This is a genomic window from Kineococcus siccus (assembly GCF_009906795.1).
Classification (GTDB): domain Bacteria; phylum Actinomycetota; class Actinomycetes; order Actinomycetales; family Kineococcaceae; genus Kineococcus; species Kineococcus siccus.
The window spans coordinates 1-10,542 of record NZ_JAAALN010000149.1; the positions used below are offsets into that span (position 1 = coordinate 1).

At 76.5% G+C, this 10,542-nt stretch carries 12 protein-coding genes; 6 read left to right on the top strand and 6 right to left on the bottom strand.

Features of this window, described 5'->3' with window-relative positions; translation table 11 throughout:
* The 3 genes from GTR02_RS15385 to GTR02_RS15395 all read right to left on the bottom strand — a co-directional run.
* Positions 1–303: 2-oxoglutarate dehydrogenase E1 subunit family protein (locus GTR02_RS15385; RefSeq protein WP_166608376.1), on the bottom strand; the 303-nt coding region annotated here is incomplete at its 3' end.
* 70 nt (positions 304–373) lie between these two features.
* Positions 374–1,381, bottom strand: a complete 1,008-nt coding sequence (locus tag GTR02_RS15390; protein ID WP_166608387.1) for a sensor histidine kinase — start codon at positions 1,379–1,381, stop codon at positions 374–376.
* A gap of 173 nt (positions 1,382–1,554) precedes the next feature.
* The gene (locus GTR02_RS15395; protein ID WP_166608377.1) at positions 1,555–2,349 is read right to left on the bottom strand and encodes a response regulator transcription factor; all 795 of its coding nucleotides are present in this window, start codon (positions 2,347–2,349) and stop codon (positions 1,555–1,557) included.
* A gap of 99 nt (positions 2,350–2,448) precedes the next feature.
* Between GTR02_RS15395 and GTR02_RS15400 the strand changes: the two genes are divergently transcribed.
* From GTR02_RS15400 to GTR02_RS15415, 4 genes are all read left to right on the top strand, one after another.
* Positions 2,449–3,894: a GuaB1 family IMP dehydrogenase-related protein gene (locus tag GTR02_RS15400; protein ID WP_166608378.1), complete on the top strand. Its 1,446-nt coding sequence runs from the start codon at positions 2,449–2,451 to the stop codon at positions 3,892–3,894.
* A gap of 55 nt (positions 3,895–3,949) precedes the next feature.
* Positions 3,950–4,780, top strand: a complete 831-nt coding sequence (locus tag GTR02_RS15405; protein ID WP_166608379.1) for an alpha/beta fold hydrolase — start codon at positions 3,950–3,952, stop codon at positions 4,778–4,780.
* Between the two features lie 132 nt (positions 4,781–4,912).
* On the top strand, positions 4,913–6,283 hold the full coding sequence (locus GTR02_RS15410) for a CNNM domain-containing protein (protein ID WP_166608380.1): 1,371 nt from the start codon (positions 4,913–4,915) through the stop codon (positions 6,281–6,283).
* Positions 6,280–7,323 carry a CNNM domain-containing protein gene (locus tag GTR02_RS15415; protein ID WP_166608381.1) on the top strand — a complete coding sequence of 348 codons (1,044 nt, stop codon included), beginning with the start codon at positions 6,280–6,282 and terminating at the stop codon, positions 7,321–7,323. The genes GTR02_RS15410 and GTR02_RS15415 overlap by 4 nt, the downstream gene beginning before the upstream one ends.
* Before the next feature lie 18 nt (positions 7,324–7,341).
* Here the strand turns inward: GTR02_RS15415 and GTR02_RS15420 are convergent, their stop codons facing one another.
* Positions 7,342–7,704 carry a PRC-barrel domain-containing protein gene (locus GTR02_RS15420; protein WP_166608382.1) on the bottom strand — a complete coding sequence of 121 codons (363 nt, stop codon included), beginning with the start codon at positions 7,702–7,704 and terminating at the stop codon, positions 7,342–7,344.
* Between the two features lie 127 nt (positions 7,705–7,831).
* On the opposite strand from GTR02_RS15420, the gene GTR02_RS15425 reads away from it, so the two are divergent.
* Positions 7,832–8,026 carry a hypothetical protein gene (locus GTR02_RS15425; protein WP_166608383.1) on the top strand — a complete coding sequence of 65 codons (195 nt, stop codon included), beginning with the start codon at positions 7,832–7,834 and terminating at the stop codon, positions 8,024–8,026.
* A 260-nt stretch (positions 8,027–8,286) separates the two neighbouring features.
* Positions 8,287–8,691, top strand: a complete 405-nt coding sequence (locus tag GTR02_RS15430) for a hypothetical protein (RefSeq protein ID WP_166608384.1) — start codon at positions 8,287–8,289, stop codon at positions 8,689–8,691.
* Positions 8,692–8,693: 2 nt separating this feature from the next.
* Here the strand turns inward: GTR02_RS15430 and GTR02_RS15435 are convergent, their stop codons facing one another.
* A complete protein-coding gene (locus GTR02_RS15435) occupies positions 8,694–9,611 on the bottom strand; it encodes an NAD(+)/NADH kinase (RefSeq protein ID WP_166608385.1) in 918 nt (305 codons plus the stop codon).
* A gap of 41 nt (positions 9,612–9,652) precedes the next feature.
* Complete coding sequence (locus GTR02_RS15440) at positions 9,653–10,486, bottom strand: ABC transporter ATP-binding protein (protein ID WP_205709379.1); 834 nt, start codon at positions 10,484–10,486, stop codon at positions 9,653–9,655.
* Positions 10,487–10,542: the final 56 nt, after the last annotated feature.

Below are 10,542 nucleotides of genomic sequence, written 5' to 3' on the forward strand. Positions count from 1 at the left end.
GGCGGGAGCCTGCGGCGCGGGCGCGGCGGCCGGCGCGGGGGTCGTGCCGGCGCCGTTCGCCGCGGGGCGGGCCGCGCCGTTGCTCACGCCGTTGGTCCCGGTGGCGGGAGCCGGGGGGGTCGTGGCGGCGCTCGTCCTGCCGGCCGGGTTGTCCGCGGGGGAGTAGTCGGCGAAGAAGTCCCACCACGCCTCGTCCACGGAGTTCCGGTCGGCCAGGTACTGCTCGTACAGCTCGTCGACGAGCCATTCGTTGGGGCCGAACGTGGCGAGCTTGTCCTCGGACTGCGAGGGCTGCTGAGGCACGGCGGAGTCGCCTTCTTCCTCGGTGTGGGTCAACGCGGGCGCGTTCCCAGCCTATCCCGAGGTCACGTCGTCAGCGGCTGGGACTCGGGCCGTTCGCCGGGAGCTGCACGTCGATGCGGCAGCCGCCGCCGGGCGGCGTGGCCGCGACGCGGATGGTCCCGCCGTGCAGCTGGACGGCCCAGCGCGCGATGGCCAGGCCCAGCCCCGTGCCGCCGTCGGAGCGGGAGTGCCCGCGGTGGAAGCGCTCGAAGACGCGCTCGCGGTCGGCGTCGGCGATGCCGGGCCCCTCGTCCTGGACCGAGAGCCGCACCACCTCGCCGAGCGTGTGCGCCGACACCGTGACGGTGCCGCCGACGGGGGAGTGCCGCGACGCGTTGTCCAGGAGATTGGCGACGACCTGGTGCAGGCGGGCCGCGTCGGCGGACACCTCCAGGCCCTCGGGCCGCACGTCGACGACGAAGCGCACGTCGCGACCGGTCATGGACATGGCCCGGGTCGCCTGCTCCAGGAAGGGCTGCAGCTCGACGGCGTCGCGGTCCAGCGCGACGGCCCCCGCGTCGAGGCGCGAGAGGTCCAGGAGCTGCTCGACGAGCCGGCCGAGCCGCTCGGTCTGGGCCAGCGCCGTCGCGAGCACCTCGGGCTCGGGTTCGGTGACGCCGTCGACGACGTTCTCCAGGACGGCGTGCAGGGCGGAGACGGGGGTGCGCAGCTCGTGGCTGACGTTGGCGACCAGCTCGCGGCGCTGCCGGTCGACGGCCTCGAGGTCCTCGGCCATCCGGTTGAACGCGGTGGCCAGCTCGCCGACCTCGTCGCTGGACGTGGAGCGCACGCGTCGCGAGTAGTCGCCCGTGGCCATGCTGCGGGCCGCGGCGGTCATCTCCCGCAGCGGCGACGTCATGCCCCGGGCCAGGACCTGCGTCACGGCCAGCGCCAGGAGGATCGACGCGGGCAGCGTGTAGCGCGGGCCGATCTGGTGCCGCAGCGCGAGCCACACGAGCAGGACGGCCACGGTGACGGTGATGCCCACGAGCAGGCCGAGCTTGGTCTTCAGCGAGTGGATCGGGTCCAGCGGCCGCATCGCGGGCCACGCCCGGCGCCCGGCCAGGCGGGCCGCCTCCGCGAGCTCGGCGCGCGAGATGGGCCCGGTGACCGGCCCGGGGTCGAGCGGGGACGCCTGCGCACCCGTCCCGGCGCCCGGGGGCCCGCCCGGGGAACCGGCCTCGGTCCTCGACGGCTGCGCCGCCCCCCGGCTCACCCGGCGCTCCCGTCGCCGCCGGGCTCGAAGGCGTAGCCCACGCCGTGCACCGTGCGGACCAGGTCCGCACCCAGCTTGCGCCGCAGCGCCTTGACGTGGCTGTCGACCGTGCGGGTGCCGGAGGCGTCGGCCCAGTCCCAGACGTCCTCGAGCAGCTTCTCGCGCGTCAGCACCGTGCGCGGCGAGGCGGCCAGGCAGACCAGCAGGTCGAACTCGGTGGGGGTCAGGTGCACCTCGGCCCCGGCCCGGCGCACGCGGCGCTGCGCGCGGTCGACCTCCAGCTCGCCGCCCGCGACGGAGAACCGGAGGCTGCCCACGGCGGCCGGGGAGCCGACGAGCTGGCGCGCGCGCTCGACCCGGCGCACCAGGCCGTTGACCCGCGCCACGAGCTCGCGCAGCGAGAACGGCTTCGTCATGTAGTCGTCGGCGCCCACGCCGAGGCCGACCAGCTTGTCGGTCTCGTCGTCGCGCGCCGTGAGCATGAGGACGGGCACGGGCTTGGTCGCCTGGACGCGGCGGCACACCTCGAGGCCGTCGAAGCCGGGCAGCATCACGTCGAGCACGACGACGTCGGGGTCGGCCTCCTCGCACAGCGCGACCCCGCCGGGGCCGTCGGAGGCGATGTGGACCGTGTAGCCCTCGGCGCGCAGCCGGCGGGCGACCGCGTCGGCGATGGTCGGCTCGTCCTCGACGACCACCGCGGTGCGCGGTCCGGACGGGCCCTGCGCCGCACCCCCGGCCCAGCTCGCGGTGCTGCTCGAGGCCGAGGAGGAGGGGCTGCCCGTGCTCATGGCGCCAGGGTAGGCCGCCCGGCCGGACGCCCGCCGGGAGGCGGCGGGGCGCGCACGGGTCCTCCACGAGACCCGCGCCGGCGGCCTACCCTTCCCCCCGTGCAGTTCCTCCGCGGCCAGCAGCCCGCCCACGACCTGACCTACTCCGACGTGTTCCTCGCGCCGTCGCGCTCGTCGGTCACCTCGCGCCTCGACGTCGACCTCGCGAGCTCCGACGGCACCGGGACGACCGTGCCCGTGGTCGTGGCGAACATGACGGCCGTCTCGGGCCGCCGGATGGCCGAGACCGTCGCGCGCCGCGGCGGGATGGCCGTCCTCCCGCAGGACCTGCCGCTCGACGTCGTGGCCGAGGTCGTGGACTGGGTCAAGGGCCGCCACCCCGTCTTCGAGACGCCCGTCGTCCTCTCGCCCGGGGACACGGTGCACGACGCGCTGCACCTGCTGCCCAAGCGCGCGCACGGCGCGGCCGTCGTCGTCGACGGCGGCGAGGTGCTCGGCGTCGTCACGGCCGCCGACTGCGCCGACGTGGACCGCTTCACCCAGGTCTCGGCCGTCATGAGCACGAGGCCCGTCTCGATCGAGGCCGACGTCGTCGAGCGCGACGGGCTCGAGGCCGCCTTCGAGGTGCTGCACGCGGGCCGCCGCCGGTTCGCGCCCGTCGTGCGCGACGGCCGCCTGGTGGGCGCGCTCACGCGCACCGGGGCGCTGCGCTCGACGGTCTACGCGCCCGCGCTCGACGCGCACGGGCGGCTGCGCGTCGCGGCGGCCGTGGGGATCAACGGCGACGTGGCCGGGACGACCAAGCTGCTGCTGGCCGCAGGCGTCGACTGCCTCGTCGTCGACACCGCGCACGGCCACCAGGACAAGATGCTCGAGGCGCTGGCCGCGGTGCGCGGCGTCTCGCCCGAGGTCCCCGTCGTGGCCGGCAACGTCGTCACGGCCGAGGGCGTGCGCGACCTCGTGGCCGCGGGCGCCGACATCGCCAAGGTCGGCGTCGGCCCCGGCGCCATGTGCACGACGCGGATGATGACGGGCGTCGGGCGCCCGCAGTTCTCCGCCGTCCTGGAGTGCGCGCGCGCCGCGGCCGAGCTCGGCAAGCACGTCTGGGCCGACGGCGGGGTCCGGCACCCGCGCGACGTCGCGCTGGCGCTCGCGGCCGGCGCGAGCCAGGTCATGGTCGGCTCCTGGTTCGCCGGCACCCACGAGAGCCCGGGCGACCTCGCGGTCGACGCCGACGGCCGCCCCTACAAGGAGAGCTTCGGGATGGCGTCGGCGCGGGCCGTCGCGGCCCGGACGCGGGCCGACTCGCCGTTCCAGCGCGCGCGCAAGGGGCTGTTCGAGGAGGGCATCTCCTCCTCGCGGATGCACCTGGACCCGCAGCGGCCGGGCGTGGAGGACCTGCTCGACCAGATCACCTCGGGCGTGCGGTCGGCGTTCACCTACGTCGGCGCCCGCAGCGTGGCGGAGTTCGCCGAGCGCGCGGTCGTCGGCCTGCAGTCGTCCGCGGGCTACGAGGAGGGCCGCCCGCTCCCCGGCGGCTGGTGAGGCGCGGCGTGACGCGGGCGTGGCGACGGGCGGGGCGACGGGCGATGATCGGGGCGTGATCGTCGAGGGGGTCCGCCGCGCGGACGGGGCGCCCGTCGAGCTGCTGACGCAGGGCAGCGGCCCGGGCCTCGTCGTCGTGCACGGGGCGCGGCGGTCCGCGGACTACGCCACGCTCGCCGACCGGCTCTCCGACCGGTTCACGGTCCACCGCTACGACCGCGAGGAGGTCGGCGGCGGCGGCGCCCGCTACGCCGTCGCCGACGACGTCGCCCTGCTCGGCGCGGTCCTCGCCCACACCCGGGCGCGGCTGGTCCTCGGGCACGGCCTGGGGGGCCTCGTGGCGCTGCTGGCCACGGGGGCGCTGCTGGACCGCTGCATCGACCGGGTGGCCGTGTACGACGCCGTGCTGCCGCTGGACGGCTCGGTCCCCGAGGAGGCGCTGGAGCAGGCGGCGCGGGCGCTCGCGACCGGCTCGCCCGAGCTGGCCCTGGCCCACCTCGACCGCCACCTGCGCACCTCCGGGCTGGGCCGCACCGCCGCGGGGCGCTCCGAGCGCGTGCAGCGGCTCGTGGGCGGGGTGCTGGCCCGCACCGACTGGGGCCGCTCGACGGCCGCGCGGCTGCCGCAGGTGCTGGCCGAGACGCGGGCCGGGCTGCAGATGGACTCCCCGGCCGACGCCTACGCGGGGCTGTCCGCGCGGGCCCTGCTGCTCACCGGCGAGCGCAGCCCCGAGCACTTCGGCACCGCGGCGCGGGAGATGGCGGCCGCGGTGCCCTCGGCCACCGCGCTCGTCGCGGGCGGCTGCGGCCACGACTCGCTGCTGCGCGCGGCGCGGCGCTGCGTCCAGCCCGTCACCGCGTTCCTGGCGGGGGACACGCTGTTCTGACGCCGACGGGCCGTTCCGGGAGGGTGCGGCAGGCGTGGGCGCCCGTAGACTCGCGCCTGCCATGAGCTCATCTCCCGGGCCGCGCAGCGGCCCCCCTCACCATCGCCTCCCGACGTCGCCCGGGGAGCCCACGTGATCGTGGAGTGGCTCCTCCTGCTCGTCGGGGTGCTCCTGACGCTCGGCACGGCCGTGTTCGTGGCCGCCGAGTTCGCGCTGGTCACGCTCGACCGGTTCTCCGTCGAGAAGGCCGCCGAGGCCGGTGACCGCCGCGCGGCCGGCGTCCTGCCCGCGCTGCGGACCCTGTCCACCCAGCTCTCCGGGGCGCAGGTCGGCATCACGCTGACGACCCTGCTGCTGGGCTACCTGACCCAGCCGTCGCTGGCGAGCCTGCTGCGCGGGCCCCTGGGGGCCGCGGGCCTGCCGCCGGGTGCGGCGGCCACGGTGGCCACGGTCGTCGCCGTCGTCGCGGCGACGTTCTTCTCGATGGTCGTCGGCGAGCTGGTCCCGAAGAACCTCGCCCTGTCGGTCCCGCTGCGCACCGCGGGCGTCGTGGCCCCCCTGCAGCGCGGCTTCACGTGGTTCACGGGCCCCCTCATCCGGGTGCTCAACGGCAGCGCCAACCGGATCCTGCGCGCCGTCGGCGTCGAGCCCCAGGAGGAGCTCTCGGGCGCCCGCTCGGCCGCGGAGCTCGCGTCCCTCGTGCGCCGCTCCGCCGACCTCGGCACGCTCGACGAGGGCACCGCCAACCTCCTGAGCCGCACGCTGGTGTTCGGCGACCAGACCGCCGCGGACGTCATGACGCCCCGCGTGCGGATGCAGTCGCTGCGCCACGACGAGACGGCCGCGGACGTCGTCGCGCGCGCCCGGACCACGGGGCACTCCCGCTTCCCCGTCACGGGCGACGACCTCGACGACGTCATCGGGGCCGTGCACGTCAAGGCGGCCGTCGCGGTCCCGCCGGAGCGCCGGGGCGAGGTGCCCGCGGCCGCGCTGATGGCCGAGGTGCGCCGCGTGCCCGACACGCTGCGCCTGGAGCCGCTCCTGCTGCAGCTGCGGCAGAACGGGTTGCAGCTCGCGGTCGTCGTCGACGAGTACGGCGGCACGGCCGGTGTCGTGACCCTGGAGGACCTCGTCGAGGAGATCGTCGGCGACGTCTCCGACGAGCACGACCGCGACCGCGGCGGCCTGCGCCAGCACCGCGACGGCTCCTGGACCGTGCCGGGGCTCGCGCGCCCGGACGAGGTCCGCGACGGCACCGGCGTCGAGGTCCCCGACGACCCCGCCTACGAGACCGTCGGAGGCTTCGTCATGTCCCGCCTGGCCCGCATCCCCGTCGTCGGCGACGAGGTCCACCTCGGTGGGTCCGTGCTGCGCGTGGCCCGCATGGAGGGCCGCCGGGTCGAGCGGCTGCGCCTGCGGCCCGCGCCCGGCACCGGCCGGGGCGGGGACGCCGCGCAGCTCACCGGGGCCCCCGCCGCGTCGAGCGCGGGAGGGCCGTCGTGAGCAGCACCTCCTCCCTCCTGCTGGCCGTCGTCCTGCTGCTGGCCAACGCCTTCTTCGTCGGGGCCGAGTTCGCCGTCCTGTCGGCCCGGCGCAGCCAGGTCGAGCCGCTCGCCGCGACGAGCGCCGCGGCGCGCAAGGCGCTGATCGCCATGGAGAACGTCTCGACGATGCTCGCGGCCTGCCAGCTCGGGGTCACCCTGTGCTCGCTCGGCCTGGGGGCCGTCGCCGAGCCCGCGCTCGCGCACCTGCTGGAACCGCTGTTCGCGGGGATCGGCGTGCCCGAGGCCTTCGTGCACCCGGTCGCCCTCGTCATCGCGCTCGCCGTCGTCGTCTACCTGCACGTCGTCGTCGGCGAGATGGTCCCGAAGAACCTGTCGATCGCCGGCCCCGACCGCGCGGTGCTGCTGCTGGCGCCGCCGCTCGTCGCGATCGGCCGCCTCATCGGCCCGGTCATCCGCGCGCTCAACGCGCTGACCAACGCGGCCCTGCGGGCCCTGGGCGTCGAGCCCAAGGACGAGGTGTCGTCCGCGTTCACGGTGGAGGAGGTGCAGTCGATCGTCGCCGAGAGCCGCCGCGAGGGCACCCTCGACGACGCCCACGGCCTCGTCACCGGGGCGCTGGAGTTCTCCGACCGCACGGTCGGCGATATCGCGGTGCCGCTCGGGGACCTGCGCACGATCACGGCGGGGGCGAGCCCCGCGGACGTCGAGGCGCTCGTGGCCCGCACGGGGTTCAGCCGGTTCCCCGTGCTGGACGCCGCGGGCGACCTGCACGGCTACCTGCACCTGAAGGACGTGCTGTACGCCGACGACGAGCGCTACGCCGAACCGGTGCCCGAGAAGCGGATCCGCCAGCTCGGCACCCTGGGCGACGCCGAGGAGGTCGAGGACGCGCTGGCCGCGATGCGCCGCTCCGGCGCGCACCTGGCGCGGGTCGTCGACGGCACGGGCCGGGTCACGGGCGTGGTGTTCCTCGAGGACGTCATCGAGGAGCTGGTGGGCGAGGTCAGCGACGCGACGCAGCGGTCGTCGCGGCGCTGACCCTGCGGCGCGGTCGGATCAGCGGCGGGCGAGGCGGCGCCCGGACGGCGTGGCCGCCGGGTCGTAGGGCAGCGCGTAGTGCGCGTAGATCCGCGGCTCGTCCTCCGGGCCGAGCTCCTCGTCGACGGCGAACGCCGGGGCGGCCTTGACCGTCTCCTTCGGGAAGGCGACGCGCAGGTCGTGGCGGCCCACCGCGGCCTGGTCCAGCGGCACGAACACCACCTTCTTGAACCCGATCACGCCGGTCTCGACAGAGGCGAACAGCCACTCGTCCGTGGCCGCGTCGACGTACACGGACGAGAGCGTCCCGATCTTCGTGTCGGTGACGTCCAGCACGGGAGCGCCCTTCCACTGGTTGAGGTCCTGCACCAGGATGGTCATGGGATCACTGTGTCGGACGCGCGCGGCGGGGGCCACCGCGCCCCACCGGCACCTGCACGAGGGCTTCACACCCGAGCGCCCGCGACGCGCGGCGAGCCCGTGCGCGGGTGGGACGATGGGTGGCGGCATGAGCGAGCAGACACCCCAGCGGACCACCCTGACCATCAACTGGATCGGCATCGCCGGCGGCGCCCTCGCGGCGGTCACCTCGGCCGTCGCCCTCGCCGGACTGCGCAGCCTCGGCACCTACGGCCCCCTCGTGGGGGCGGCGGTCGGCAGCGTGCGGCCTCGACGGCGGCGGCGATCTACAACCACTACCTGACGCGCAGCCGCGAGCGGCTCGCCGAGGCGGCGCGCCGGGCGCGCGAGCGCCGGGGGCCCAACCACCCCGGTGGCCCCGAGGCGACCCCGCCGCCCGGGTCCCCGGGCGACGACGAGCGGCGGGAAGCGGACGAGCGGGCGGAGCGCCGGCGGGACGAGGAGGAGCGCGCGGAGCAGGAGCGGGCGGAGCGCGAGGTCGCCCGCACGGGCCGGCGCCGCACGCACGTCGTCCTGCTGGGCGTCGCGGCCTTCGTCCTCGCCGTGGGCGGCATCGGCGTCTACGAGGTGACGACGGGCAGCAGCGTCGCGGCCGAGCGGCAGGGCACCGTGAGCGAGGGTTCGACCGCGACGACGATCCTCGGCACGACGGTCACGCCCGACCCGGTCCCGACGACCCCGGCGCCGGCGGACTCCCCGACGGACCCCCCGTCCGGCACCGCCACGACGTCCGGCTCGCCGACGGGCTCCCCGACGGAGTCGCCGACCGCGGAGTCCACGTCCTCGCCCACCTCGTCGGGGTCCTCGGGCACCGCCTCGCCCGACGAGACCGGCACCCCGGCCGACCCCACGGGGACCCCGGCGCCGGACGCGGACGCGGCGGCGCCGCCCACGGACGCGGCCGCCGCCCTGCCGACCGGTGTCGGGCCGACCCGCGCCGCGGGCTGAGCTCAGCGCTTGCGGGGCGCCTCCCGCGGGCGCTGCTCGGCGGGCACGAGCTCGAGCAGCTCCTCGGGCAGCAGCGGCAGGTCGAGCAGGCTGAGCTTCACGCGGGAGCGCGTGCTGTGCGCCCCGCCGTCGAAGCGGATGACCTGCCCGGCGTCGCGCTCGGCGAGGACGTCGATGACCGTCCCGGGCGGCAGCTCGCCCGAGGCGACGCCGTCGACCTCGACGACGGGTGGGCCCGAGGAGTCCAGCAGCTCCAGCCGCACGGGCTCGTCGGCCCCCAGGACGATGCTGCGGCCGATGCCCGACATGGGGGCGACCGGCGTGACGACGACGGCGTCGGAGCCCGGGGAGACCACGGGGCCGCCGGCCGCGTAGCTGTAGGCCGTGGAGCCCGACGGCGTGGCGATGACGATCCCGTCGCAGCGGAAGTACCCGGTGCGCCGGCCGTCGACGGTCAGCGCGGCGAGGACCGCCCCCCGGCCCGGCGTGCGGGCGAGGGCGAGGTCGTTGAACGCCACCGCCGTGCGGCCCGGCAGCCGCGCGCGCAGGCACAGGTGCGGCTCGACCGTGAAGTCCTTCTCCGCCAGCCGTTCCAGGGCCGCGGGCAGTTCCCGCGGTTCCAGCTCGACGAGGAACCCGAGGTGGCCCAGGTTCACGCCGAGGACGGGGGTGCGGCGGTCCACGACCAGGCGCAGCGCGCCCAGCATCGTGCCGTCGCCGCCGAGGCTGACCACGGCGCCCACGGTGTCGAGGAACTCGGCCTCGGTCACGACGGGGAACCCCCGCGGCAGGCGGGCCGCGTCGGCGACGAGCCCCACGACGTCGGTGTCGTGCCCGGCCGCCCAGTCGCTGATCAGCCGGACCTGCTCGCCCACGTCCCGCACCGGGTGCACGACCAGGCCGATCCGGTGTCCTCGCACCTCTGCACGCTACCCGCCGTCGTCGCGACGGCGTCGGTGCGTCACCGCAGCTCGTCCACCGGGGGGGCCGCGACGGCGACCGGCCCGCCGCGGCGGGCCCGGGGCACGACGAGCGGGGTGCCCGTCTCGGGGTCGGGGATCACGACGCAGGGCAGGCCGAAGACGTGCTCCACGAGGTCGGCCGTGACCACCTCCGCCGGCACGCCCTGCGCGGCGATCGCGCCGTCCTTCAGGGCCACGAGGTTCGTGGCGTAGCGGCAGGCGTGGTTGAGGTCGTGCAGCACCGCCACCAGCGTCCGGCCCTGCTCCTCGTGCAGCTGCGCGCACAGGTCGAGGACCTCGATCTGGTGGGCGATGTCGAGGAAGGTCGTGGGCTCGTCGAGCAGCAGGATCGGCGTCTCCTGCGCGAGGGCCATGGCGATCCAGACGCGCTGGCGCTGCCCGCCCGACAGCTCGTCGACGGCCCGCTCGGCGAGGTCCTCGACGCGCGTGCTGGCCATGGCCGCGTCGACCGCGCGCTCGTCCTCACCCGTCCACTGCCGCAGCAGCTTCTGGTGCGGGAAGCGGCCGCGCGCGACGAGGTCGGCCACCGTGATGCCGTCCGGGGCCGTCGCCGACTGCGGCAGCAGGCCGAGGCGGCGCGCGACCTCCTTCGACGGCAGCGACTGCACGAGCTGGCCGTCGAGGAGCACGCGGCCGTGCCGCGGCTTGAGCATCCGCGCCAGCGCCCGCAGCAGCGTCGACTTCCCGCACGCGTTGGGCCCGACGATCACCGTGAACGACCCGTCGGGGACCTCGATCCCGAGGCCCTCGGCGATGGTCCGGTCGTCGTAGGCCAGCGTGAGGTCCTCGCCGCGCAGCCGGTTGCCGCCCAGGCCCTGCGGGGCGCGGCGGTGGGGGAGGGGTGTCGGGCTCACGCGCGTCCGTCCGT

Coding starts and splice junctions, on each gene's coding strand:
- GTR02_RS15390 (WP_166608387.1), bottom strand. CDS start 1,381: ATGCGGCCGCTGGACCCGATCCACTCGCTGAAGACCAAGCTCGGCCTG.
- GTR02_RS15395 (WP_166608377.1), bottom strand. CDS start 2,349: ATGAGCACGGGCAGCCCCTCCTCCTCGGCCTCGAGCAGCACCGCGAGC.
- GTR02_RS15420 (WP_166608382.1), bottom strand. CDS start 7,704: ATGACCATCCTGGTGCAGGACCTCAACCAGTGGAAGGGCGCTCCCGTG.
- GTR02_RS15425 (WP_166608383.1), top strand. CDS start 7,832: ATGAGCGAGCAGACACCCCAGCGGACCACCCTGACCATCAACTGGATC.